The 25,611-nt window shown below is 70.4% G+C and carries 17 protein-coding genes and 2 pseudogenes; 10 read left to right on the forward strand and 9 right to left on the reverse strand.

The genetic code is table 11. The features are described from left to right. Positions 1 to 247: 247 nt before the first annotated feature. From JNW87_RS13575 to JNW87_RS13585, 3 genes are all read right to left on the reverse strand, one after another. Complete coding sequence (locus tag JNW87_RS13575; RefSeq protein ID WP_109805735.1) at positions 248 to 862, reverse strand: FMN reductase; 615 nt, start codon at positions 860 to 862, stop codon at positions 248 to 250. Further along, entirely contained in the window at positions 859 to 1,944 is a 1,086-nt protein-coding gene (locus JNW87_RS13580) for an LLM class flavin-dependent oxidoreductase (protein WP_109805736.1), read from the reverse strand. Before JNW87_RS13580 ends, JNW87_RS13575 begins: the two co-directional genes overlap by 4 nt. Positions 1,945 to 2,100: 156 nt before the next feature. Beyond that, positions 2,101 to 2,691: an NADPH-dependent FMN reductase gene (locus JNW87_RS13585; protein WP_109805737.1), complete on the reverse strand. Its 591-nt coding sequence runs from the start codon at positions 2,689 to 2,691 to the stop codon at positions 2,101 to 2,103. Between the two features lie 206 nt (positions 2,692 to 2,897). Here JNW87_RS13585 and msrB point away from each other — a divergent pair, with 206 nt between their 5' ends. The 3 genes and pseudogenes from msrB (at position 2,898) to JNW87_RS13600 (ending at position 4,431) form a co-directional block, all read left to right on the forward strand. Then, the gene (gene msrB, locus JNW87_RS13590; RefSeq protein WP_238453790.1) at positions 2,898 to 3,365 is read left to right on the forward strand and encodes a peptide-methionine (R)-S-oxide reductase MsrB; all 468 of its coding nucleotides are present in this window, start codon (positions 2,898 to 2,900) and stop codon (positions 3,363 to 3,365) included. Continuing rightward, positions 3,362 to 3,862, forward strand: a pseudogene (gene msrA / locus JNW87_RS13595) (peptide-methionine (S)-S-oxide reductase MsrA); the annotation flags it as partial. The gene msrB and the pseudogene msrA, both read left to right, overlap by 4 nt. A gap of 92 nt (positions 3,863 to 3,954) precedes the next feature. After that, positions 3,955 to 4,431, forward strand: a complete 477-nt coding sequence (locus JNW87_RS13600; protein ID WP_109805740.1) for a heme-degrading domain-containing protein — start codon at positions 3,955 to 3,957, stop codon at positions 4,429 to 4,431. Between the two features lie 112 nt (positions 4,432 to 4,543). Here the strand turns inward: JNW87_RS13600 and JNW87_RS40635 are convergent, their stop codons facing one another. Next, entirely contained in the window at positions 4,544 to 6,250 is a 1,707-nt protein-coding gene (locus JNW87_RS40635; RefSeq protein ID WP_238453791.1) for a PKD domain-containing protein, read from the reverse strand. 37 nt (positions 6,251 to 6,287) lie between these two features. On the opposite strand from JNW87_RS40635, the gene JNW87_RS13610 reads away from it, so the two are divergent. From JNW87_RS13610 to JNW87_RS13625, 5 genes are all read left to right on the forward strand, one after another. After that, positions 6,288 to 10,571 carry a GH92 family glycosyl hydrolase gene (locus JNW87_RS13610; RefSeq protein ID WP_238453792.1) on the forward strand — a complete coding sequence of 1,428 codons (4,284 nt, stop codon included), beginning with the start codon at positions 6,288 to 6,290 and terminating at the stop codon, positions 10,569 to 10,571. Positions 10,572 to 10,836: 265 nt separating this feature from the next. Further along, a complete protein-coding gene (locus tag JNW87_RS13615; protein WP_238453793.1) occupies positions 10,837 to 13,083 on the forward strand; it encodes a carbohydrate-binding protein in 2,247 nt (748 codons plus the stop codon). Between the two features lie 55 nt (positions 13,084 to 13,138). Continuing rightward, complete coding sequence (locus tag JNW87_RS13620) at positions 13,139 to 13,696, forward strand: hypothetical protein (RefSeq protein WP_109805743.1); 558 nt, start codon at positions 13,139 to 13,141, stop codon at positions 13,694 to 13,696. A 126-nt stretch (positions 13,697 to 13,822) separates the two neighbouring features. Further along, positions 13,823 to 13,948, forward strand: coding sequence for a hypothetical protein (locus JNW87_RS39495; RefSeq protein WP_255420261.1), 126 nt, complete (start codon positions 13,823 to 13,825; stop codon positions 13,946 to 13,948). A gap of 469 nt (positions 13,949 to 14,417) precedes the next feature. Continuing rightward, entirely contained in the window at positions 14,418 to 15,215 is a 798-nt protein-coding gene (locus JNW87_RS13625) for a zinc metalloprotease (RefSeq protein ID WP_238453794.1), read from the forward strand. Positions 15,216 to 15,525: 310 nt separating this feature from the next. On the opposite strand, the gene JNW87_RS13630 is transcribed toward JNW87_RS13625, so the two are convergent. Next, positions 15,526 to 16,020, reverse strand: a complete 495-nt coding sequence (locus JNW87_RS13630) for a dihydrofolate reductase family protein (protein ID WP_238453795.1) — start codon at positions 16,018 to 16,020, stop codon at positions 15,526 to 15,528. 1,087 nt (positions 16,021 to 17,107) lie between these two features. Between JNW87_RS13630 and JNW87_RS13635 the strand changes: the two genes are divergently transcribed. Both JNW87_RS13635 and JNW87_RS13640 read left to right on the forward strand, forming a co-directional pair. Then, positions 17,108 to 18,853, forward strand: coding sequence for a S8 family serine peptidase (locus tag JNW87_RS13635; protein ID WP_238453796.1), 1,746 nt, complete (start codon positions 17,108 to 17,110; stop codon positions 18,851 to 18,853). Continuing rightward, positions 18,850 to 20,439: a hypothetical protein gene (locus JNW87_RS13640; RefSeq protein ID WP_238453797.1), complete on the forward strand. Its 1,590-nt coding sequence runs from the start codon at positions 18,850 to 18,852 to the stop codon at positions 20,437 to 20,439. Before JNW87_RS13635 ends, JNW87_RS13640 begins: the two co-directional genes overlap by 4 nt. Positions 20,440 to 20,481: 42 nt before the next feature. Here JNW87_RS13640 and JNW87_RS13645 read toward each other — a convergent pair whose 3' ends face one another. From JNW87_RS13645 to JNW87_RS13660, 4 genes and pseudogenes are all read right to left on the reverse strand, one after another. Continuing rightward, a complete protein-coding gene (locus tag JNW87_RS13645) occupies positions 20,482 to 22,344 on the reverse strand; it encodes an NB-ARC domain-containing protein (RefSeq protein ID WP_309233950.1) in 1,863 nt (620 codons plus the stop codon). Next, on the reverse strand, positions 22,227 to 23,360 hold the full coding sequence (locus JNW87_RS13650; protein WP_238453798.1) for a BTAD domain-containing putative transcriptional regulator: 1,134 nt from the start codon (positions 23,358 to 23,360) through the stop codon (positions 22,227 to 22,229). Before JNW87_RS13650 ends, JNW87_RS13645 begins: the two co-directional genes overlap by 118 nt. A 117-nt stretch (positions 23,361 to 23,477) precedes the next feature. Beyond that, complete coding sequence (locus JNW87_RS13655; RefSeq protein ID WP_201750025.1) at positions 23,478 to 24,002, reverse strand: sigma-70 family RNA polymerase sigma factor; 525 nt, start codon at positions 24,000 to 24,002, stop codon at positions 23,478 to 23,480. A gap of 114 nt (positions 24,003 to 24,116) precedes the next feature. Then, positions 24,117 to 25,611: pseudogene (locus JNW87_RS13660) on the reverse strand (hypothetical protein); the annotation flags it as partial.

The raw sequence follows: 25,611 nt of genomic DNA on the forward strand, positions 1-25,611 counted from the left end.
CCGCCGTCACCCGATCCCGCAGCGACCAGGCGCCGACCCCGGCGGCCACGGCGAGCGCGGCGACCACCGCGGCGAGTGCTCGGGTACGACGGCGACGGACGGGCGGAGCGGCGGCGGACATTGCCCCAGTCTTCCCAGTGCGGCCCGCGGGGTGAACCAGTTGGACCGTTACTTAACGATCAGATAAGGCCGACCGCTGACGCTGTGCGGCCACGCGGTGCGGCGGCCCGGCGCGCCGCGACTGAGGTCACTCGCCGGCGAGCAGCTGCTCGAACGGCGTCGGGACGTCGAAGGGATCAAGGTGGGTGGGCTTTTCCCGCCGATCGACCTCGCGGGCCAGTTCGCCGGCCGCCCGGTCGATCCGGTGGACCAGCTGATCCTGTGCCGTGTCGCCGGCACCCCAGTCCTCCGGGGCGGCGAACACCGCGGTCGGCAGGACCACCGCGTGCAGGTAGGCGAAGAGCGGCCGCAGCGCGTGTTCCAGCACCAGCGAGTGCCGTCCCGTCCCCCCGGTGGCGGCGATCAGTACCGGCTTGTCCACCAGCGCGGTGTCGTCGAGGACATCGACGAACATCTTGAAGATCCCGTTGTACGACGCGCTGAACGTCGGCGTGACCGTGATCAGTGCGTCCGCGCGCGCGACGGTCTCGTGCACCCGCTTCAGCTCCTCGGACGGGTAGCCGGCGAGCAGGTTGTCGACCAGGTCGTGCCCGTGGTCGCGCAACTCGATGAGCTCGACGTCGACCTCGGCACCGAGCTGTTCCAGCTCGCGCCGGGCCGCAGCGGCGAGCCGGTCGGCGAGCATCCGGGTCGACGACGGCTGCCGCAGACCGGCCGACACGACTGCGATGGTCCGCCTCATCGGTTCTCCCCCGCCGCAGCGGCCTTCAGCGAGGCGTGCGTCGGGGCGTTCGGCACGTGTGCGGGGCGGCCCACCGCGAACTCCTTGCGCAGCACCTGCACGACCTCGCCGAGCATCTCGATCTGCTGGAGCACCGTCTTCCGCGGCACGCCGATCCCGTCGACGTTGAAGAGCTGGCGCTGGTAGTCGCCGCCCGCGTACTCGCGGAAGGCCAGGGTCCGGTCGATCACCTCCTGCGGGCTGCCGACCAGGAGGGCCGTCTGCCGCATCGTCTCCTCCAACGACGGCCCATGCCCGTAGGCCGCCGAGTTGTCGAAGTACGGGCGGAACTCGCGGACCGCGTCCTGCGAGTTCTTCCGCATGAACACCTGCGCGCCCAGGCCCACGATGGCCTGGTCCGCGGAGCCGTGCCCGTAATGCTCGAACCGCCGGCGGTAGAGCCCGACCATCCGTTGGACGTGCTCCTTGGGCCACAGGAGGTTGTTGTGCAGGAACCCGTCGCCGTAGTACGCCGCCTGCTCGGCGATCTCAGGGCTGCGGATCGAGCCGTGCCACACGAACGGCGGTACGCCGTCCAGCGGCCGGGGGGTCGAGGTGAACGACTGCAACGGGGTGCGGAACTTGCCCTGCCAGTCGACCACCTCCTCGCGCCACAGCCGGCGCAGCAGGTCGTAGTTCTCGACGGCGAGCGGGATGGCGTTGCGGATGTCCTGGCCGAACCACGGGTAGACCGGTCCGGTGTTACCGCGCCCCATCATCAGGTCGACCCGACCGTCGGCCAGGTGCTGGAGCATCGCGTAGTCCTCGGCGATCTTCACCGGGTCGTTGGTCGTGATCAACGTGGTCGAGGTGGACAGCACGATCTTGTCCGTCCGGGCAGCGACGTGGCCCAGCAGCGTGGTGGGCGAGGACGGGAAGAACGGCGGGTTGTGGTGCTCACCGATGGCGAAGACGTCCAGGCCCACCTCCTCGGCCAGCTTCGCGTACTCCACGACGGCCTTGATCCGCTCGTGCTCGGACGGATTCCGTCCCGTCATTGGGTCGCGGGCCACATCGCCCACGCCAAAGATTCCGAACTGCATCTCAGCTCGCCTGCCTCGCTCGTTCCGATGACGCTTGACCCCATCAGCAACCCGGGGCGAACGAGGCAAATTCCTTGACCAAGCAAGTATCTTGAAGTGGCGGCGCTCACGGGGCGCCCGGCGAGCGCCGGGCTTCCCCTACCGCCGCGCGGCGGGCTACGTACCGGACTGGGCCGTCGCCATCGTCGTGCCAGCCCGCAGGGTCGCCAACGCGCCGCTCCAGGCCGCCAACTGGTCGAGCATCGTGTTCACCGCATCGACCTGGTGAGGGCCGGGCTTGAAGACGCTGAAGTTCTCGAAGTCGGTGAAGAGCGAGAGGGCCACCTGCGCCCGTACGTCCGCGATCTGCAACTCGGCCACCACCAGGCGCAGGTGCTCCACCGCCCGGGTGCCGCCGACACTGCCGTAGCTGACGAAGCCGGCCGCCTTGTTGTTCCACTCGGCGTAGATAAAGTCGATCGCGTTCTTCAGCGCCCCGGACGTGGAGTGGTTGTACTCCGGCGTCACGAAGATGTACCCGTCGAACGAGGCGATCTTTTCGGCCCACCGCAGGGTGTGCGGCTGGGTGTACTGGCCCATCGACGGGGGTGTCATCTCGTCGAGGTGCGGCAGGTTGAAGTCCTTGAGGTCGACGAGTTCGTACTCGGCGTCGCCACGCTTGCTGGCGATGTCGTGCACCCAGCGGGCCACCGCCTCCCCGTTACGACCGGGACGGGTGCTGCCGATGATGATGCCGATTCTGGTCATTGCCGCCCTTCCTTCCGTGTCCCGAGGCGCTCGGGAGCCGTCGGCGGTTACCCCGTCTGCGTGGTTTCGAACGGGCACGGGCGTTCCGGTCGCCCGCCGAGACGGCGGTTAGTCAAGCGCAGGCGGGGTAGGCCCTGCTGACGTGTCTGGTGCGGGCCGGTTGAACCTGGCCCCTCCTGCCGACGACCCATCGGGGAGGACCGACGGTGTCACAGGACTATCGCAAGAACCCGGAGGCGATTTCTCGGCTGTCGCCGGAGCAGTATCGGGTCACCCAGGAAGCCGAGACGGAGCCACCCTTCAACAACGCGTACTGGGACAACGAGGAGGCGGGCCTCTACGTCGACATCGTGTCCGGTGAACCCCTGTTCGCTTCCGTCAACAAGTACGACAGCGGTACCGGCTGGCCGACTTTCACCAGGCCGGTCGAAGCGGAAAACGTGGTCGAACTCCAGGACTCGACCCTCGGCATCACCCGCACCGAGGTCCGGTCGGCGCACGGGGACAGCCACCTTGGCCACGTGTTCGACGATGGTCCCCCGGAAGCCGGCGGGTTGCGTTACTGCATGAACTCCGCCGCACTCCGGTTCATCCCCCGCGACGACCTCGAGCGTGCGGGTTATGGGGAGTACCGCAACGTGTTCGAGCAGGCAGACCGGGGAGCGAAGCGATGACCGACACGACTGAGAAGGCGATCCTGGCTGGCGGCTGCTTCTGGGGAATGCAGGACCTCATCCGCAAACGCGACGGCGTGCTGGCCACCAGGGTCGGGTACACCGGCGGGGACGTCCCGAATGCGACGTACCAGAACCATGGCACCCACGCCGAGGCGATCGAGATCGTCTTCGACCCGGCGAAGCTGTCCTACCGGGATCTCCTCGAGTTCTTCTTCCAGGTCCACGACCCGACAACGAAGAATCGTCAGGGCAACGACGTCGGCACCAGCTACCGGTCAGCCATCTTCTACTGCGACGACCAGCAGCGGCAGGTCGCAGAGGACACGATCGCCGACGTCGACGCCTCTGGCCTCTGGCCGGGCAAGGTGGTCACCGAGGTCAGCCCGGCCGGACCTTTCTGGGAGGCTGAGCCGGAACATCAGGACTACCTGGAGCGGTATCCCGCAGGCTACACGTGCCATTTCGTACGGCCGGACTGGAAACTTCCCCGCCGCGGGGAGAGCGCAGCTAGGTACTCCAGCGCGGGAGGGGACAATCGGTCTTCACCGAACCGGGGCAGTCCCCACTCGACGAGACGGAGGTGCGTATGCCACCTGACCAGGACCCGTGGCCGACGCTGGAGGAGTTGCTGCGCGAGGAGGGCGAGCTGGAGCTGCCGGGCCTGTCGGAGTCGGACGCGTACGAGTTGGGGATGCTGGCCGTTGCCGCCGCGCGGGAGCAGCGGCTACCGATCGCGGTGGGTGTGTGGCGGGCCGGGCGCCAGCTGTTCCACTGCGGCCTGCCGGGTTCGACGCGGGACAACGACGGGTGGCTGCGCCGCAAGGGACGGGTGGTGATGCGGTTCGAGCACTCGTCCCTGTACATGTCCCGGCTCTGTCGGGACCAGCAGGTGACGCTGACGGAGAAGTTCGGGTTGCCCGCCTCGCGGTACGCGGCCGCCGGGGGCGCGGTGCCACTGCGCGTTCGCGCCACCGGCGTGGTGGGTTGGTTCGGCGTTTCCGGGCTTCCGCAACTGGCGGACCACCGCTTCGTCGTTGAGACGCTTCGCACGTTCTCGCACTAGCTGTCTCCCGCTGCCGTGCAGCCCGACCGGCCGCACCGCACCCCGGCAAGGCTGAGAGGCGGATCCTGGGCGGGCCGTGATCACGGCGCCCAGGCGCTGTGCTACCCCCTGCTCACTTCGGGCCGGTGACGGTGAACGGCAGCGCAACCCGCGTCCCGGAATCGGCACCCGCCACCGTGATGCTGGTCGAGCCCGCCCCCGCATTCCCCGGAACGCTGACGGTCGCGCCGGAGATGACGCCGTCACCATTCGCCCGCACCGTGCTGGTCGCGAGGCCCTCACCAAAGCTGATCGTGAGCACCTCGTTCGGCGCGAATCCGGAACCGTCGACCGTGATCGTCGTACCGCGCGGTCCCGACGTGGTCGACAGCGCCACCTGCGGTTGGTACGTCGGCTCTTCCGGCTCCCCGGTCACCCGGGCGGTCGCCGTCGCCGGTGTCCGCGAGGACGCGCCGGTGGCGGTGACGGAGTACCGGCCGGGCTGCGCGTCACGGGACGTCGCGATCGACGCGTGTACCGCTCCCGCCCCGGAGGCCGCGACCGTCATGCTCCGCGCGGGACTGGTGCCGAGAGTCACGGTCACCTGCTCGCCGGCGGCGAACCCGCTGCCGTCGACGGTGATCGCGTCACCGGCGGCGACGGTGGCGGACGCGGACACCGCGGTCGTCGGCTGGAGTCCGCCACGCGCCACGGTCACGGTGAAGGTCTCCGTGCTGCTCGACCGGGTGTCCCAGGCGGTGACGTGCACCGTGTACGTGCCCTCCTGCGCGTAGGTGTGCTGTCCGCTCATCGCACCGGCCGGGCCGACCGTGACGTCGTCCGGAACCGTGCCGTCACCCCACTGGACGCGGGCGTGGTAGCCGGTCGGGTCGGGAACGCCGCCGGTGACCGAGCCGAGGTTCGCCGAGAGGACCTGTCCGGCGGTGGCCGTCTGGTCCTTCGGGGCGGTGGTGGCCAACGCGGGGGCCGGCGTGCCGTCGTCCGCGATGGCGAACACGTGGATCCGGCCCGCCGACCCGGGGTCGCCGGTCTGCGTCGGCAGGGTCACCGACACGAGCGTCTTGCCCGTCGGGATCTGGTACGGCGTGGTGGCGAACAGGAACGGCTGGGCGCCGTCCCGGCTCGTGCCGCTCAGCCGGTACGCGGCCTTCGCGACGACGATGTTGCCGTAGGACGGGGTGCCGTTCGCGTTGCCACCCAGCGTCCAGTCACTCATCTGGATCGGGATGCTGGCGGTGCTGCCGTCGCTGAACGTCGCCGTGCCGGTGGTGCTCTGGTTGCCCTGCGTACCGGCACCGATGAACGAGACGCTCTTGGCATCGGTCGGAAGGTTGAGGACGATCGTCCTGCCGTTGCCGGTCGCGTCGTCCGGCTGCCCGGCCGGGATCGCCGGCAGCGTGAAGTGCAGGCCCGTGCCGGGTACCTGGTGCTGCTGGCCCTGGGTCACGCCGGCTGCCGCGAGGGCGGCCCGCGAGTACGACCACGACTTGGCGTCGCAGTTCGCCGCGAGGGCGCCCTCGTCGCCGATGCAGACGGTGTCGAAGGCCGCGGTGAGGCCCGAACTCGGCGCGTAGGCCACGTCGACGCCGACGGTTGCCGAGCTCTGGCTGCTGCCGTCGGTCACCGTGACGCCGGCCTGGTGGTAACCCGGCTTGGCGTAACTGCTCGTCGCCGCACCTGCGGCCAGTGCCGCACCCGCGTCGCCCGGCAGTTTCAGCTCCTCGTTCGAGTCGGCCGACCCACAGCCTGCCGCGAGCACCGTCGAGGTCGACGCGAGCGGTAAGCCGGTCCAGGCGAACCTGAGCGGCTCGAGCCCCACCGGCCTGCCCGGCAGCCTGCTCGGTCAGGTCGATGCGGTGACCGCGAGCGCCGAGAACCCGCCGAACGAGACCGCCGCGAACCTCACCGACGGCAATCCGTCGACCAAGTGGCTGGCGTTCAACCCGACGGGCTGGGTGACCTACCAGCTGGCCAAACCGGCGGCGCTGGTGCGGTACGCGCTGACCTCCGCGAACGACGCACCGACCCGTGACCCCAGGGACTTCACGGTGCAGGGGTCCAACGACGGCAGCACGTGGACCGACCTGAACCGGCAGACCGGGCAGAGCTTCAGCGGCCGGTTCGCCACGAACACCTACAGCTTCAGCAACACGACCGCCTACGGCTACTACCGGCTGAATGTCTCCGCGAACTCCGGTGACTCCCTCGTTCAGCTCGCCGACTGGGACATCAGCGACGGCTCGAACGTCGGGCCGCCGGCCACCCCGATGGTCAGTGTCATCGGCGCCGGGCCGGTCAGTGGGCACAACATGAAGCCCGGGGCCGGATTCACCGGGCTGGCCTCGCTGCGATACTCGGGCGGCGCCGAGGCCGACGGTCGTTCGTATGCGACCAACAAGCTGTTCGACGTCGACATCCCGGTCGGGCCGAAGACCCGGTTGTCCTACAAGATCTTCCCCGAGTTCACCGGCCAGGACACCCGGTATCCGTCCACCTACGCGGCGGTCGACCTGCACTTCACCGACGGCGGCTACCTCAGCCTGCTTTCGCCCGTGGACCAGCACGGATACCCGCTCACAGCCGCCGGGCAGGGCGCGTCGAAGGTGCTCTACGCCGACCAGTGGAACGCGGTGCAGTCGGACATCGGGGCGGTCGCGAACGGCAAGACGATCGACCGCATCCTGCTCGCCTACGACGATCCCCACGCGACGGCCGCGACCCGCTTCCAGGGATGGCTCGACGACATCACGCTAACGGCCGCTCCGACGCCGATCGACGACTCCAGCCCCACCAATTACGTCGACACCCGGCGCGGGACAAACGCGTCGGGCTCGTTCTCGCGCGGCAACAACCTGCCGATCTCGGCGATGCCGAACGGCTTCAACTTCTTCACGCCCGTCACCAACGCCACCTCGAACTCGTGGGAGTACGAGTACCAGCGGAACAACAACGCGGCGAACCTGCCCACGCTGCAGGGACTTGCGATCTCGCACGAGCCCAGCCCGTGGATGGGTGATCGCAACCAGATGTCGGTCATGCCGGTGCCGGCGGGCGGATCGCTCACCGGCGCGCCCAGCCGTCGGGCGCTCGCCTTCAGCCACGACGACGAGATCGCACGGCCGGACTTCTATCAGGTCACCCTGCAGAACGGCCTGATCGCGCGGATGTCGCCCACCGACCACGGTGGGATCATGGCGTTCACCTTCCCGTCCGGGCAAGCCACCGGAAGCCTCGTCTTCTACAACGGCACGTTCACCATCGGTACGGACGGCACGTTCACCGGCTGGGTCGACAACGGAAGCGGCCTGTCGGCCGGTCGCAGCCGGATGTTCGTGTCCGGCACCTTCGACCGGGCGCCGACGACGTCCTCCGCCACCTCCGCCACCTTCGACACCTCCGGGAACTCGCAGGTGACGCTGCGCATCGCCACGTCGTTCATCTCGGTCGACCAGGCGCACCGGAACCTCGACCTGGAGGTCACCGGCAACAGCCTCGACCAGGTCCACGCGGCCGCCACCGCGGCATGGGAGGACCGGCTCGGCCGGATCGACGTCCAGGGGGCGAGCGAGACGCAACTGGTCACCCTGTACTCGAACCTGTACCGGCTGAACCTGTATCCGAACTCGCAGTCGGAGAACACCGGCACCGCCACCGCGCCGCACTGGCGGTACGCGAGCCCGGTGTCGGCGCCGACCGGTCCGTCGACGGCCACCCAGACCGGCGCGAAGATCGTCGACGGGCAGATCTACGTCAACAACGGGTTCTGGGACACCTACCGCACGGTCTGGCCCGCGTACTCGCTGCTGTACCCGGACGTCGCCGCCAGGATCGCCGACGGGTTCGTCCAGCAGTACCGAGACGGCGGGTGGATCGCCCGCTGGTCGTCGCCCGGCTACGCCGACCTGATGACCGGCACCAGCGCGGACGTCGCGATGGCCCAGGCGTACCTCAACGGCGTCAAGCTGCCCGACCCGCTCGGCGCCTACGACGCGGCGATCAAGGACGCGACCGTGGCGTCCGGGCGCAGCGAGGTCGGCCGCAAGGGCATCGAGACCTCCCTGTTCCTCGGGTACACGCCGACCTCCACTGGCGAGTCGGTGTCGTGGGCGTTGGAAGGCTTCATCAACGACTACGGCATCGGCAACATGGGCGCGGCCCTGGCCAAGGACCCGGCCACGCCGAGGTCGGAGCGCGACCGGCTCAACGAGGAGTCGCGGTACTTCCTGCAGCGGGCCCGCAACTACGTCAACCTCTTCGACGCGAAGACGAAGTTCTTCCAGGGACGCGACCCGGCCGGCAACTTCCTCGCCGGCGACCCGCTGGACTGGGGTGGCGTCTACACCGAGACCGACGGGTGGAACTACGCGTTCACCGCCCCGCAGGACGGTCAGGGGCTCGCCAACCTGTACGGCGGGCAGGAGGCGTTGAAGGAGAAGCTCGACCAGTTCTTCGCCACCCCGGAGAACGCCGACCATCCGGGCGGGTACGGCGGAACGATCCACGAGATGCTCGAGGCGCGTGCGGTACGCATGGGCCAACTCGGCATGAGCAACCAACCGTCGCACCACATCCCGTACATGTACGACTCGGCAGGCGCGCCCGCCAAGACGCAGGCGATCGTGCGGGAGATCCTGCAGCGCCTCTACGTCGGCAGTGAGATCGGCCAGGGCTACCCGGGCGACGAGGACAACGGCGAGCTGTCCGCTTGGTACATCCTCAGCTCACTGGGCATCTACCCACTGCAGGCCGGCCCGTCCAACTGGGCCATCGGCTCGCCGCAGTTCACCCGGATGACCGTCCACCGGCACAGTGGCGACATCGTCGTCAACGCGCCGAACAACAGCACCAGGAACGTCTACGTGCAGAGCGTGGAGGTCAACGGCAAGGCGCAGCGCGAGACGTCCATCGACTCGGCGGTCCTCGCCCGCGGCGGCACGATCGACTTCCAGATGGGCGCGAATCCGTCGTCCTGGGGCACCGGAAAGACCGACGCGCCGCCGTCCCTGACCCAGGGCAACGCCGTGCCCAAGCCGTTGCAGGACACCACCGGCCCCGGTCTCGGCACCGCCACCGCGAGCGGCGGGCAGGACGCCGCCAAGCTGTTCGACGACTCGTCGACCACCCAGCTGACCTTCGCCACCGGCACGCCGCAGATCACCTGGGTGTTCCGCGGCGGCAAGCAGACGCCGACCTACTACACGCTCACCTCCGGGGCGAGTGCGGGCGACCCGACGGACTGGCGGTTGCAGGGCTCCAACGACGGGATCACCTGGACCACCGTCGACTCCCGCAGCGGCGAAGCGTTCCCGTGGCGCGCCCAGACCCGGCCGTTCAGGATCAGCGATCCGGGGCAGTTCGCGCAGTTCCGCCTGGCCGTGACGAAGACGGTCGGCGCCGAGAAGACGACCCTCGCCGAGATCGAGTTGCTCGCCGGCGGCGACGTCGAGCTCGGCGGCGGCGCCGTCGCGGTCACCGCCGCGAGCAGCGTGCACGCCACCTCCGGTGCCGCGGTGTCGGTGCCACTGGCCACCGTCACCGGGGGCGCCGCCACCGGCTACCAGGCCACGATCGACTGGGGCGACGGCTCGCCGGCCACCCCCGGCACGCTGGCCGTGAGCTCGCGCGGCGTGTACAGCGTCAGCGGCTCGCTCAGCAGGACGGCGGCTGTCGCGGCCATCAGTCGGGGGGACAAAGGGCGCGCAAGGGACGGGTACGACATGGGGGCAGGGCCTTTCGACTCGATCCGGGTCGAGTGCGTCGAACGTCTGGGCGGGGAGGACGGTGGCGTGGCTACTGCGGTCGACCGATTGCCATGGAGCGCGAATGTGCTTACCGGGCGCTCAGGCCGGGGGAACCGCCGGTCGGCGTTGGCGTCGGCGCCCTCGTCGGCGCCGGCACGACCTGCTGATCGGCCTGATCCGGGGGCGACGTCGAACAGGTGTAACGCAGCACCGTCCGAGGTGGACGGCCGCACCACCTGGGCGACCGCTTCGCTCCGGCCGGCCCGTGACGTCGCCGGGAAGACGCGGGCTCGACCGACGGCGTCATGGCGCCACCCGGCAGGACGCTCGCGCCCCTGGTGCCGACCCGGGCATCTCGGCCATGCACTCTCCTTCGGAGTTGCACCGTACGGGCCATGACATCGTTGTCACAAGGACGCGTGACCTAACGAAGACAGGCGTAGTGGACTGTCGCTGATAGTTCCGGCCACACCACGGCCGTGTCAATGGTCCAGCACGAGAGCAGGACTTAAAACGGATGTTGAATTAAGTATTGGCAATATCTTGACTTGAGCCTTGGCGGGGAGCAAAGCTCGCTGACGCCAGCACCGGCCGTCCCACGGGTGCCTCCGGCTCCCGAGGCCGAAGCGTGCGCAAGGACGCTCCCCCGACCCAAGGAGGCGCCGTGAGGCGACCCACCATCGCGGCGCTGGTCGCCGCGTCGGCAACAGCCGGTGTGCTGTGCACAGCCGCGCTGCCGGCGGCAGCGACGGCAGGTACCGCACACCGTGGCCCTGCCGTGGCCGGAACGTACTCCACCGAGGCCGGGAACGGGTGGCACCAGCTGCCCACCGTCCACGTCGGCGACGACCAGGGCGCACCCGCCGACGCGACCGTTGTCGTCGACCCCAGCGAGACGCGGCAGCGCTACTCCGGGATCGGCTTCTCCCTCGACGAGACGAGCGTCTCCAACCTCTGGAAGCTCAGCCCGGCGAAACGCGAGGAGGCCATCCGGCTGCTCGTCGACCCGAAGCACGGCGCGGGACTCGACCGGTTCCGGGTGACGATCGGCAGCCCCGACGTCATCGAACATCTGCCCTTCTGGTCGGAGGACGAACTGCCCGCGGGCGTCACCGAAGACTTCGGCCTGAACTACTTCTCCATCCAGCACGACCTCGACCTGCACATCATCGACACCATCAAGCTGATCCAGCGCTACAACCCGCGCGCCACCTTCTTCGCCTCCGCGTGGAGCGCCCCGGCGTGGATGAAGACGAACAACCGGTTCACCGGCGAAGTCGCGCTCCGCCCGGGCAGCACCACCAGCTACTACCAGGTGGGCAAGCTGCGCGACGACTGCATCGACGTCTTCGCCCGCTACTACGTGAAGTTCGTCCAGGCGTACGCGAAGCACGGCATCCACATCGACGCGCTGACGCTGCTGAACGAGCCCGGCATGGACGTCGTCTATCCGGCCATGGACATCAGCGTGGCGCAGCAGCAGAAGCTGGCTCTCGCGATCGACCGCGAGGTCGCCGCCGCCAGGCTCGACACCGAGCTCTACGTGCATGACTTCAACTTCTGGGACTGGCGCGACCCGAACAGCACCGAGACGAAGAACTACTACCGGATCCTGCAGGACGCACCGGACGGCTCGGTGACAGGTGAGCAGGTGCGTGCGGCGACCGACGCCATCGCCTTCCACCCGTACTGGGGCGACCCGACGGTCATGCGTGACGCGTACGAGCAGACCGGCAAGCCCGTACACATGACCGAGACGAGCGACCTCTCCCCCGCCACGATCCTGAACTACTTCCGGCTGAACGCCAGCTCCTACATTCTCTGGGCGCAGGCGACGGACCAGGACGGTGGGACGCTGCACTGGACGGGCGAGCGGAACAACAACATCGACTGGGAAGAGGTCGGCCGGACGTCGAAGTGGCCCGACCGCCTGGTCAAGGTCGACACCACGAAGGGCGACTTCAGCGTCCGCAACGAGCTGTACCAGCTGGGACAGTTCGCGCGGTACCTGAGCCCGGAGGACGTACGGGTGGAGTCGAGCGCCGCGGCGAACGGCGTTAGCAACGTGGTCTACCGAGGCGAGGCGAACCACTTCGTCGCCGTGCTCGGCAACAGCAACGATGCCGCCACCAGGGTACGTGTGGTGCTCGCCGGCCAGTCCTTCGTCGAGACGGTGCCCGCGCATTCGTTCGCCACGTTCCGGTGGAAGGCACCGCTGCCGCCGACGAAGGGCAATCACGCGCCGGTGCTGGACAACGTGGCCGATGTGGTCGCCGACCAGTACCACCCGGTGCGGGTGCCGCTGACGGCCACCGACGCCGACGGCGACCGACTCGCCTTCTACGCATCCGACCTGCCGGAGGGCACCAGCATCGACGCCGCGACGGGGGTGGTGACGCTTCGTCCCACGGCGGCCGGTGAGCGGGACCTGACGGTCGTCGTCACCGACGGCGTCGCAAGCGACAAGCTGACCGTCCATGTAACCGTGCGGCCGCACGGCGCACCGGTCGGCGAGAAGGTCGAGGCCGAGTCGTACGTCGAGCAGCACGGCTGGGCCGATGGAGGTGGCAACTTCGTCGAGAGCAACGCCGCCGCCAGCGGCGGCAGGAACATCGGCTGGACCGCCGCCGGCAACTGGCTGAAGTACCGCGTCGACATCGCCCAGCCGGGAACCTACGACCTGGAACTGCGGGTGGCCAACGGCACGGGTGCCGCCGTGGCGGGTGCGGTGTCGTTCCGTGACGCGAGTGGTCAGGTGCTGGCAACGGCGTCGGTGCCGGACACGGGCGGCTGGGCGAGCTACCAGTCGGTGCACGTGCCGGTCGCCCTGACGGCCGGCGACCAACTGGTCACGGTGTACTGCGAGAAGGGCGGGTTCAACCTCGACTACTTCCGGCTCGCGCCGCAGTAGTGCGGCGGGCGACTCGGCGTCGGGGTTGAGCCAGCAACCGCCCTATCGGGACGACGTGTGGTTCGACGACCTGAGTTGCGAAGGCGGGGTGCTCATCGACGTTGATGCGCGGCACTTGCTGCTCTTCACCGAACTGGGGCAGTTCTCTCTTGAGCAGCGGTACGCCTACCGTGCGGGGCTGCTCGACGCGTACCGGCGCACCTGGGGCGGGTGGACGGTGAGCTGGGCGTACGACGGGATCGGCGACCTGGTGGCATACCTGGGGGAAGAGCCTGACCAGGTACGCAGCGAGCGCGCCTGGTGGGACGGCCTGTACCCCGACGGCGGGCAGCGGCCGGACGGCCCGGTGGAATACCTCGTCAGCGTGGCCGACGCTGGCCGGTGCCGTCCGTACGCCCTGCCCTTCGAGTCCTGCCCGCCATGGCGCCTCGGCCCACGCCTGCTGGACCGGCTCGACTCGCGCGACCTCGTCACTGCGTGCTCGGCGCACCCGGCGGCGGGGCTGCACCTCGACGTCGCCCGGCGCCGGGCCGGGCTGTGGAGTATCCGGCCGCTGGCCGGGCTGGCTCAGGACTGGTCCGAGCTGTGGCCGGGCTGGGAACTGGAGCTGTAGGGCGACGACCTCAGCCGGCAGGTCGCCGAATGCGTTGGGAGGGTCAACCTGCCCGGCGTTGACCTCGCTGCGGAACGGGCCACGCTCGCCGAACGGGTCGACCGGTACTGGTTCGTCGAGGAGCGCATGCGGGCGGCCGGCCAGGACGTCGACCAGCTCCGGGAGTGGAACCTCGGCGGCATCGGGACCCTCCTCGACGCCCGCGTCACCCCTGACGAACTCGCCCGGGTCGTCGCCCTGATCCGCGGCTGACCGGCCAGCGCGCGGCCTCATGGGCTGGTAGCGGCCCGTGCACGGTCACCGTCGGAGGCATCAGGGGGTCGGGGCGGGCGGCATTCCAGGATCGTCGGTACGGCGGCTGATCGATGACGGCCACCCGCGTCCGTTCCAGCTGCGGCGAGGTCGGGATCTGGCGAAGCGATCCCGATCTTGAGGTCTTTTGTCAACGCCAATGGCGTGTTCTTATAACGGGACGACGAGGTCAGTGACCTTGTCGCGGCGACCGTCGTCCATCCCGCTCGGTGACCCTCCATCCCCATATGTGAAAGGTGCAACGATGCACAGGAGATCGACGTTCCAACTGGCAGTCCTGACCGCTACCGCTGCGACATTCTTGTCGGCCGGTGGAGCCGTCGCGGCGGTGGGGACGGCAGCGCCCGCGATCGCCTCCGCGGGTGTTGCGGCGTGTGAGCCGGGTGCCGAAGGGCACAGCGCGGCGCGGGTGAGCGAGGGCGCCACCGCACAGGAGCCGGAGCTGTATTCCAAGAATGAGGCAAACGCCTACGGCGTGATCAAGGATTCGCCGCGCCTGCCCAACGGCAGCATCACCGTCCCCACCGTCTTCCACATGATCTCCGACCACGCCCTCGGCGCGGCCGAGACGAACAGGTGGAACACCCTGATCGCGGCGCAGATGACGGTGCTCAACGATTCGTTCGCGGGCCGCACGGCGGCGAACGCCTCCGACACGCCGTTCCGGTTCTCTCTCGTCGACACGACGTGGACGGTGAACAGCGACTGGTACACGGTCGTGCCGGGCAAGAACGAGCGGGACATGAAGCATGCGTTGTACAGCGGCGACTCCCGCACCCTGAACGTGTACGCGGCCAACATCGGCGGGGGGCTCCTCGGCTGGGCGTACTTCCCGAAGGGTTACAACAACGGCCGGGACTACATCGACGGCGTGGTGATGCTCGATGAGTCGATGCCGGGCGGAACCGCGGGCAAGTACGCCCTGGGTGACACGCTGACGCACGAAGTCGGGCACTGGCTGATGCTGGAGCACACCTTCGCGCACGGATGCTCCGCTTCCGGCGACTACGTCGCGGACACTCCGCGGGAGGCGGCGCCGCAGTTCAACTGCCCGGTGGGCGCGGATACCTGCACGGCACCCGGGCTGGACCCGATCCACAACTTCATGGACTACACGCAGGACTCCTGCATGAACATGTTCACCGCCGGACAGGCGGACCGGATGAGCGACGCCTGGGTGGCATTCCGGGCCGGTGGCATCCAGTAACCAAGCCTTGGTGGGCACGTGTCGGGGTTGACGGGCCGCGGCCGGCGGCTCGTCAACCCCTGTTGTGGCTGCTGGATCACCTCAGGCGATACGGCATGCCTGACCGCCGAGAACGGCCGGATCACCCGGATCTGCGCGATCCTCAACCTTGACGCCCGTCCCCTCGAGCTCGGCGCTCAGCGTCTGGGACATCGCGACGAGGTGGGCCAGCTGGCGTGGCCGGTTCGCCGCGGAGGGAACCGGTGGGGCGCTCAAGAGCCGCGAACCAGGGCTCCATGATGCGGCCGGCTCGGGCTAACAAGCCCGATGGCTACCTTCTCGGCTCGTACCGCATCGCCACCGCGCCCGAGCCGAACTCCAGCCGGCTCACGAGCTTGAAGTCGACATGCTTCGATAGTCCGGCGAACAACGTCGGCCCGTGGCCCGCGAGCCTGGGCTGCACCACGAACTCGTACTCATCGATCAATCCCAGCTCCGTCAACGCCAGCGGGAGCTTCACGCCTCCTACGAACAGTCCCTTACCAGGCTCCCGCTTGAGCTGCTGAACGGCCTTGGCCAGATCTCCGCGCACGAGTTCCGCGTTCCAATCGACCCGCTCCAGGGTGCTCGACACGACGTACTTCTTTGCCGCGTTGATCGTCCGGGCGAAGGGTTCCACCCAATCAGGTCTCGCTTCCGTCGGCGCCGGCGGCCGCCACGCTGCCTCCATCATTTCGTAAGTCACCCGGCCAAAGAGAAGCGCATCGGCCTGGTTGAGGTTCCCGACGTGGTGACGATGCAAGTCTTCGTCCTGCGGGAATTGCACGATGATCGCAGCACCCGTCCAATGTGACGTTGATGGAGTACCGAAGGGGTCGCACTTCGCAGGAGTACCGCCGATGGGGTAGACCGGCGGTCGGGCTATGCGACACACCGGCGTTGTTCACCAGCATGGTCAGCGGCTCCAACGCGCACACATCGGCGATCGCGTCCACACCGGCGTCGGTGGACAGGTCTGCAGCCACTACCGGAGGTGGCGCCGGTGACGAGTGCGAGCTTGTTCATGGTGCTGTTCCTTTCGGTTGTGCTCATGCCTGTTCGCCGTTGAGCCGGGCTCTCTCCGTTGGGTAGTGGCGGGCGACGTCCGCTGGCCGGTCATCACCAAGCAGATCGGGGGCTCAGTGGTGCCCCCAGTCGCTGGAAGTACCACGCCCGGCACCGGTATGAGGCCCGGTAGCCCCTCGCCCAGCGTCTCGACGGCGCGCCGATCCGTCTCGGCGGCGCCAGCGAAGTCGGACCAGTTGTGGATGAACAGCCTCCGCCCCGACCTCACCACGATCCCCCTGCACGGGGTCGAGCCGAGCCACGTCGTACTGGTCACCCGGGCCGGCGACCGCGGCCGCCTCGTCGCGGCTTTCCGCAAATACGCCCGAGCCCACCTCACCGGTCCGGACCCGGCCGAACCAGCGGGCGTTCCTCTCACACGATCCGAGGAATGAGGCGAGGTACCTACCGAGCCGGCTGCGCTTCACCGCCCGGCGTCAAGCACGTACGCGATTCTCGCCCGGCCGCAGCCGGAGCCGATGGCTTCGACGGTGACTGGTCGCCGGTCAGCAGGGTGACCGTGGCGGAGGAGGGCGGCGGCGTGGCCGGGGCGCCAGGCCGGGAAGCGGCCGCGGCCGGCGTGCGCTCAGGGCGGTGCCGACCAGGGCAAGAACCAGCGGTTTCGCGAGCATCGGGCTCCTCGCCCGCTCAGCTGCGCGGGCCGGTATGCAGATGCGTAGATGGGCTCGGCGGTCCAGACGTGGGCCCCGCAAGTTCAGCGGCAGTGACGCAGGTCACTCGGGATGAACTTTCACCCGCCGGTCACGTCAGGAACACCTGGATACCTCAGCGTTCATCCAGGGAGAATGATGCGTTCAGTTCGCAAGATATCGGCGCTGGCACTGCTGGTGCTGGGCGTCTCGGCGGTGGCTCCGGGGGGTGTGCCCGCGTCGGCGCAGCCCGGGGCCGCGAAGCCGGCGACCACACCCCCGGTCGCGTCCAAGCCCCGGACGGTCACTCTGCTCACCGGCGACACCGTCCACCTCAGCACCGTGGACGGCCAGACGGCTGTCAACGTGGTGCCAGGCAAGGGACGGGAACGGATCCCGTTCATCACCCACAGCGCGGGCAAGGACGTGCGGGTCATCCCCGCCGACGCCGTCGGCCTGCTCAACCGGGGCAAGCTCGACGAGCGGCTCTTCGACATCTCGATGCTGGTCAAGTTCGGCTACGACGACACCCGGGCCACCCTGCCGCTCATCGTCCAGCACGGCAGCGCCGCCCCCGCCGGCCTCGCCGGCGCCCGGACCACCCGGAAGCTCTCCGGGGCGAGCGCTGTCGCGGAGAGCCGCGCGGACGCGGTGTCCTTCTGGAACAACGTCACTTCCACCGGGAGTGGCACGGAGCGGCAACTGCGGGCCGGGCTCGACAAGGTCTGGCTCGACGGGCTGCGCCAACCGACCCTCGACGTCAGCGTCCCGCTGACCGGCGCGCCGGAGGCCTGGCAGGCCGGCTGGACGGGAACGGGGGTGAAGGTCGGCGTGATCGACACCGGCATCGACCAGACGCACCCCGACCTGGCCGACCGCGTCGCCGCCGCGGAGAACTTCACCTCGGACCCAGACACCCTTGACCGGGTCGGCCACGGCACCCACGTCGCCTCCACCATCGCCGGCACCGCGGCCGCGTCGCAGGGCCGTTACAAGGGCATGGCGCCCGGGGCGACGCTCTACAGCGCCAAGGTCTGCGTCGAAGAGGGCTGCCCGGAGTCGGCGATCCTGGCCGGCATGACCTGGGCGGCGCAGCAGGGCGTCAGGGTCGTCAACATGAGCCTCGGCGGACCGGACAGCCCGGAGACCGACCCGATCGAGGCGGCCGTGGCCGACCTCACCCACCACTACGGCGTGCTCTTCGTCGTCGCCGCGGGCAACAGCGGCGAGGCCGGCGAGTCCACCGTGAACTCGCCCGGCAGCGTGACCGAGGCGCTGACCGTGGGCGCCGTGACCAAGACGGGCTGGCTGGCCTCGTTCTCGAGCCGTGGTCCGCGCGCGAGCGACGCCGGCATCAAGCCGGACATCACCGCGCCCGGCGTCGGCATCCTCGCCGCCCGCAGCTCGACCTCCGACCTGGAGCCGTACTACGAGAACCCGCAGTACACCAGCCTCAACGGCACCTCGATGGCCACGCCGCACGTGACCGGCGCAGCGGCGATCCTGGCCCAGCAGCACCCGGACTGGTCGCCTGAGCAGATCAAGTCCACGCTGATGGCAGCCGCGCAGCCGAACGCCGCCACCGGCGTCTACGAGCAGGGCGCGGGCTTCGTCAACGTGAGCCGGGCGATCCAGCAGACCGTCACGACGAGCCCGGTGAGCGTCGCCTTCGAGCGGACCGCCACCGCGCAGCAGCGCACGATCACGTACGCGAACAGCGGCTCCTCCGCCCTCGCTCTGGCTGTGTCTCTCGACGCCAAAGACGCCGACGGCGCCCCGGCGCCGGCCGGCCTGTTCAGCCTCAGCGCCTCCTCGGTGACGGTCCCGGCCGGCGGCACGGCCACCGTGACCGTCAGCGTGCAGGCCGGCGCGACCTGCCCGACCGCTACTTCGGCGGTGAGGTGACCGCCGCCGGCGGCGGCGTGCAGGTGCAGACCCCGGTCGCGCTCGACATCGCCCGCAGCGAGCTGACCCTCAAGCTCGTCGGGCCGGACGGCGGAGCGCCCACGCCCGAGCAGGGCTGGGTGACCATCCTGACCGATCTGGATCGGCAGACCATCCTGGTCTTCGACAACCCCGCGGTCACCAAGCACCGGATCCGTCCGGGCCGTTACCTGGTCCAGACCTATCTGTTGACCGGCGACCCGTACCTTCCGCACATCGCTTCGCTGATGCGCCCGAGCCTCGACCTGACCACGGACCAGGCGCTCACCATGGACACCCGCCTGGCGAAGCCGATCGCGGTGTCGGTGCCGAACCCGAAGGCCACCGCGGTTCATCAGGAGTTGGGCTGGACGATCCGGATTGAGCAGCCGCAGATCTGGGGCAGCAACGACCCGTTCGGCGTGCTGATGGGCATTCCCTTCGACCACCTGCGAACTGCGCAGATCGGGGCCGGCGAGACGGCCGGCTTCGTCTCCTACGTCAACGGGATGTGGGGCCAGGTGCGTCAGGGCAGCCTGCACAACAGCCCGTACGTCTACCGGGTCTACCTCTATGAGCCGGAGAAGATGATGACCGGGCTGACCCGCAAGCTGGGCGCGGACGACTTCGCCACGGTCAACTCGCAGATCAGCGCGGACGTGGCCGGCGTGCCGGTTGCGCGGACCGCGGTCGCGCATGCGCCCGGCAACTCGCCGATCTACCGGGACGAGCGCAACGTCCCGCCGAGCTTCAGCTACGACGTGCCGAGCACCATCACGGAGTACTACAACCAGGACAAGCAGGCGGTGTGGCAGTCGACCTCGGCCCAGCTGAGGTACACGTACTACCAGTCGGCGTGGACCAGCTTCCAGCCCGGGCGCACGTACAACGTGAAGTGGGCCAACGCGGTGGCCGGGCCGGTCTTCCCGGAGCCGAACTTCGGCCAGCAGTTTGCCACCCGCTACTGGGGCGACCTGATCGGCGGGCCGGGGCCGCTGCACGGCGACGGCACCGGGCACATGGGCTTCCGGCATGTCCGCGGCGGTAGCGTCGAGGTGAACCTCTACCGCAACGGGGTCAAGGTCGGCGACGCGAACCAGGCGCCCTGGGTGTGGGAGGTGCCTGCGGAGCCGGGTGACTACCGGTTGGCCGCGACCTTCCGCAGCGACCCGGCGTTCACCCTGTCGACGGTGGTCGACGCGGAGTGGACCTTCAAGTCCGGGCACGTGGGCGACGGCGACCTGGTGAAGCTGCCGATGACGGCGATCCGGTACACCCCGGAGCTCAACATCAACAACCGCGCGCCGGCCAACCGGCTGTTCGCGATCCCGGTCTCGCTCGACCGTCAGGTCGGGGCGGCACCGGGCCAGACCAGCGCCTTGACCGTCGAGGCATCCTTCGACGACGGCAAGACCTGGCGGCAGCTGACCGTGCAGCGCTCCGGCGAGCAGGCCGTCGCCTGGGTGCACAACCCGGCCGGCACCGGCTTCGTCTCGCTGCGGGCCGCCGCGACGGACACCAGCGGTAACACGGTCAAGCAGACCGTCATCCGCGCCTACCGGTACTGAGGGTTGGGCCCCGGACGCGCGCCGACCGGCGCCGCGTCCGGGTCACCGGTGCCAGAGCAGCCGGTCGCGGATCCGCCGGGCCATCGGCGAGTCCGTCCCGTCGAGCTCGGCGAGGGCCTCGCTCCACGCCTGCCCGGCCAGGGCCGGGTCGCCATTGGCGGAGTGGAAGTCGCCGATGGAGACCAGCACCTCCGCGGTGTGGTGGGTGGCCCGGGCGGCGCGGAACGTGTCGATCGCCTGCTGCCAGGTCGCCATCGCGTGCGGCAGGTCGTCGATCATCGAGTACGTGTGCGCCAGCCAGGCCTGGGTGGTGCCCACCCCGTGCAGGTCGCCGAGGGCCTCGAACTGCCGCCACGCCTCGACGAACATGCCCAGCGCCTCGGCCTGCCGGCCGAGCCAGCCCTGTGCCCGCGCGATGGCCAGCAGGGCGTTGGTGGCGCCCCGCACATTGCCCTCGGCGCGAAAGAGCGCCCGCGCGGCCTCGGCATGCCGGATCGCCTCGTGGTAGCGCCTCTGGTCCAGCCGGATCTCGGCGATGTTGTTCTCCACGTGGCCCTGCTCGGTGCGCCGGCCGAGCCGGTCGAAAAGCGCCCGGGCGTGCTGCAGGTGTGACAGCCCGCGGTCCAGATCCGCCAGGAAGTAGCAGGCGCCGGCGAGGCTGCGGTGCAGCAGAGCCTGGGCGGCGGGGTCGTCCCCGGTCGCGGCGAGGCCGGTGCTCGCCGTTGCCGCCCACTGCTTGAACTGCGCGGTGTCCTGGAAGAAGTTCTGCAGGGCCAACGCGATCTGCCAGGCCGTGCGAGGCCGGCCGCGCTCCGTGACCCGCGCGACGATGTCGGTCAGCACCCGCTGCTCGGCGGCGAACCAGGCCATCGCGTCGGCCCGGCCGGTGAAGCCGCGCCCGGTGACCCCGCGCTCGGACGGCTCCGGCTCCGGCAGCGGCACCTGCGGCAGCAAGGGCAGATGTGCCGCGTACGCACTGAGCTGGTAATAGTCGTAGACCCGCTCGATGGCAGCGTCCCGCTCGGCCGCGTCGTCGTGCTCCTCCCCGAGCTCCACGGCATAGGCGCGCAGCAGATCATGCATCCGCCACCGTCCGTCGCCGGGCTGGACCAGCAGCTGCGCCCCGAGCTCGGCGAGCAGGCCGCGGGCGGAGCGCAGGGACAGGCCGCCCAGGGCAGCCGCCGCTTCCGTGCTCAGCTCCCGGGCCGGGTGCAGGGGCAGCAGCCGGAAGAGCCGGGCTGCCTCGGGAGTCAGTGCCCGGTAGGACCAGGAGAAGATCGCCTCCAGATCGGCGTGTGCGTCCCCGAAGCCGGCCAGCCGGCCGTCGGCCTCGGCCAGCTCGCCGGCGACCGCGGGCAGGCTGAGCCCGGGCCGGCCGACGCTGCGGGTGGCGACCAGCGCCAGGGCCAGCGGCAGCCGGCCGCACCGAGCGATGATCTCGTCGACGGCGGCCGGGGCGGCGGTCGCCGCGTCGCCCAGCCGGCGGGTGAGCAGCTCGCGGGCCTCGGCGTCGGTCAGCAGGTCGAGGTGCAGCGGGTGGGCACCCGCCGGGCCGCTCACGCCGGTGATCCGGCGGCGGCTGGTGGCGATGACGAGACTGCCGCCGGTGCCCGGCAGCAGGTGCCGGATCTGGTCCCAGTCGCGGCAGTTGTCGAGCAGGATCAGCATCCGGCGCTCGGCCAGGATGCTGCGGTAGAGGCCGGCCTGGGCGTGCAGCTCGGCCGGGATGGCGGCCGGCGCGACCCCGAGGGACCACAGGAAGCCGCGCAGGGCCTCCGCCGGTGTCATCACCGAGTCGCCGGAGTCGAAACCGCGCAGGTCCGCGTGCAACTGACCATCGGGATAGCGAGCGGCCAGCTGGTGGGCCAGGTGCACCGCGAGGGTGGTCTTGCCGACGCCGGGCATTCCGTCGATGACGAGCGCGGTGGTCCGCTGGTCACCGGCGAGCAGCGCCGCCGCGGCGGCCACGACGCCGCGGCGGCCGGTGAAGTAGGGGTGGTCGGCCGGCAACTGCGCCGGCCGCTCGGCCCAGGTCGGCTGCGACAACTCCAGCTCGGCTGGCGGCCATAATTCGGCTCCGCGCCGCTAGGCGGCGCTCCGGGCCGAATGAAGGCCGGTCTGACGCCGCGCCGCGACCTGGAGCCGGCGGCCGGGGCGTCGTGGTCGAGCAGGCTGTCCCGGGCCGCGCGCAGTTCGCTGCCCGGCTGGATGCCGAGCTCGTCGGCGAGCCGGTGCTCGATGTCGGCGTAAGCCGCGAGGGCCTCGGCCCGCCGGCCGTCGGCGGCGAGCGCGAGCAGCAGCCGGGCCTGCAGTGCCTCGTCCAGCGGCTCGTATTCGGCGGCCAGCCGGATCGCGGGCAGCACCGCCTGGACGCAACCGGCCCCCAGGGCGGCGTCGGTCGCCGCCCGGACAGCCGCGAACCGCTCGCCGTCGACGGCGACGAACTCCGGGTGGGGCCGACCGCCGGCCTGCAGGCCCGAGGCGCACCGGTCGCGCCACAGCGCCAGCGCCTCCCGGTAGAGCTCGACGGCCGGCTCGCCGGAGCTGCCAGCGGCCTGGGCGACCAGGCGCCGGAAGCGCAGCAGGTCGAGCGACTCCCCGTCGATCCGCAGCCGGTATTCGGCGCCGTCGCGGATCAGCACCGAGCCCGCTGCCCGCGTCGGCAGGCCCGGCTCGAAGCGCCGCCGGAGCATCCCGACGTGCCGGTGCACCACATTTACCGCGCTGGATGGAGGGTCGGACTCCCAGAGCAGGTCGACGAGCTCGGCGACGCTGACCGCGCCGCCGGCCCGGGCGAGCAGCAACGCCAGGATCAGCCGCTGCTGCCGGGTGCCCAGATCGATTTCGGACTGGCCGCGCCAGGCCCGCACCGGGCCGAGAACGGCGAAAGAGAGCGGGCTGGTCATCTTGATGCGATCCAACTAGGGCTGCTTGCCACAATCGCCATAGCATGGCAGGGCGCGCGCCGCGAATTGGGCGCACGATGCGGCAATGTGAGCTTCGACTCAGCGGCCGGATCGCCGGCCGGCCGTCCCTGCTCAGGCCGCCTCGAGGCCGGTGCGCAGGGCGCGCAGCGCATAGTGGGTCCGGGACTTCACCGTGCCGATCGGCACTCCCAGCCGGCCCGCGACCTCTTCCGGTGACCGCCCGACCAGGTAGACCTCGGAGAGCAGACTGCGCTGCGCCGGGCTCAGCCGGCCGAGCGCGTGCCGGATGGCGTGCGTCGCCAGCGCGGTGCCGGTGGTGTCGTCACCAGCGGGAATCCAGGTCATGTCGACGAGATGGACCTCGGCCGGGCGGCCCCGCCGCAGCCGGACGCCGTCGATGACGAGCCGCCGGGCGACGGTGCAGAGCCACCGGCGGGCGGCATCGGGCTCGGCCGGCACCGAGTCGAGGTGCCGCCAGGCCCGCAGCATCGTCTCCTGGAGCAGATCCTCGGCGGTCTGCCGCTGGCCGCCGGTCAGCACGAGCAGGAGACGCAGCACGGCTCGGGAGTGGTCCGCATGCAGCGCGGTCATGCGCTCGGCCCGGCCGGCCGGTGATTCGTCGGGCGCCCGCAGCACGATATCTCCCCCACAGGCAGGAGCAACGGTGAATGAGGCACGAGCCTAGGGACGGTCGATGCGAATGGACTGACGCCTAAGTGCGGATCGAGTGCCGTCGCGGATCGCAATCGGTCACGGACGCGACGTGACCGCCGCGAGCAGGCCGGCCAGCCGCCGGCCGGTCCGGGTCTGCGCGTACGGGATCAAAGCCAGCGCCTCCTGCCACGCCCGCACCGCGGCGTCCTGGTCGCCGCCGGCGGCGAGGGCGTCGCCGAGCAGCGCCAGCACCTCCGCGGCCGGCGCCGACGCCGAGGCCTCCTGGTAGGCGACGGCCGCCTCGCGCCAGCAGTCGACCGCCTTGCCGGGCTCCCGGCGGGCGGAATGCACCTGGCCGAGCACCTCCCACGCCTCGGCGATGCCGAGCCTGTACTGCGCTCCGCGCGACAGCGCCATCGCCTGCTCGGCGCAGCGCACGGCCTCTTCCGCCCGGCCCAGTTCGGCGTAGCTCGCGGCCATGATCACCAGGACGTCCGCGAGCAGCTTGTCGTCTCCGGCCGCCCATGGCCCCAGCGCCGCGGAAAGCGCCCGGACGACCTCCTCGTGTCGCCCCTGGGCGCTCAGAATCATCGCCCGGTTGATCCCGGCCCGGGTCATCTCGTCGTACAGGCCGAGCCGGGCGAGCAGCTCGACCGCCTGGTCGAGATGCCCGACCGCGGTCTCGTGCTCGTGCCGGAAGTAGGCCGCCCCGGCCAGGCTGCGGTGCATCCGGGCCTGCCCGACCAGGTCGCCGCCCGCCCGGGCGGCCTCGAGGGCCACCTCGCCGGTCGTCGTCCAGTCGGCCCACCGGCCGCTGCGTTCGAAGAAGTGCTGCATGCCCAGGGCGAGCTGCCAGGCCTCGGTGTGCCGGCCCTGCCGGGCGGCGCGGCCGACCAGCGCGATCAGGACCTGCCGCTCGGCGGTGAACCAGCGCATGGCGTCGCCGTGGCCGGCGAAGCGCAGCGGGGTCTCGCCCGGCCCCGGCTCGATCATCGGGTGGTACTCGGAGGCCAGCAGCCGCTGGTGCGCCTGATAGCCGGTGGCCCGGTAGAAGTGCAGGCAGCGCAGCTCCGCGGCGGCACGCTCGGCCGGGCTGTCGTTCTCCTCGCCGAGCTCCGTGGCATAGGCCAGCAGCAGGTCGTGGGTGCGGTAGCGGCCCGGCAGGTCCTCGCTGATCAGGTGCGCGCGGCTCAGCTCGCCGATCAGCGCCCGCCCGCTCCGCAGCGGGACGCCGGCCAGGCCCGCCGCCCCGGCGATCGAGATGTCGGGGCCGGGATGGATCGGCAGCAGCCGGAAGAGCCGGGCGGCCGGGGCGGAGAGTGCCTGGTAGGACCAGGAGAAGACGGCACGCAGGCCGGTCTGCGGGTCGTCGCCGTCGAAGCCGTCCAGGCTCCCGGGCGCTTGGGCCAGCTCGGCGGCGATCTGCGCCGGTGGCGTCCGCGGCAGGCTCGCCGCGCGGGCGGCCACCACGGCCAGCGCGAGCGGCAGCCGCCCGCAGCTGGCGATGATGGCGTCGATCGCGGCCGGGTCCGCCGCGACGCGGCCGATGATGGCGTCGATCGCGGCCGGGTCCGCCGCGACGCGGCCGGCG

This window comes from Micromonospora sp. ATA51 (assembly GCF_016802855.1).
Classification (GTDB): domain Bacteria; phylum Actinomycetota; class Actinomycetes; order Mycobacteriales; family Micromonosporaceae; genus Micromonospora; species Micromonospora sicca.

Bases quoted from the DNA above. Each gene is read 5' to 3' on its own strand.
- JNW87_RS13635 (WP_238453796.1), top strand. From the start codon at position 17,108: ATGCGTTCAGTTCGCAAGATATCGGCGCTGGCACTGCTGGTGCTGGGC.
- JNW87_RS39495 (WP_255420261.1), top strand. From the start codon at position 13,823: ATGCGGGCGGCCGGCCAGGACGTCGACCAGCTCCGGGAGTGGAACCTC.
- JNW87_RS13600 (WP_109805740.1), top strand. From the start codon at position 3,955: ATGCCACCTGACCAGGACCCGTGGCCGACGCTGGAGGAGTTGCTGCGC.
- JNW87_RS13585 (WP_109805737.1), bottom strand. From the start codon at position 2,691: ATGACCAGAATCGGCATCATCATCGGCAGCACCCGTCCCGGTCGTAAC.
- JNW87_RS13580 (WP_109805736.1), bottom strand. From the start codon at position 1,944: ATGCAGTTCGGAATCTTTGGCGTGGGCGATGTGGCCCGCGACCCAATG.
- JNW87_RS13645 (WP_309233950.1), bottom strand. From the start codon at position 22,344: ATGCCCGGCGTCGGCAAGACCACCCTCGCGGTGCACCTGGCCCACCAG.
- JNW87_RS13575 (WP_109805735.1), bottom strand. From the start codon at position 862: ATGAGGCGGACCATCGCAGTCGTGTCGGCCGGTCTGCGGCAGCCGTCG.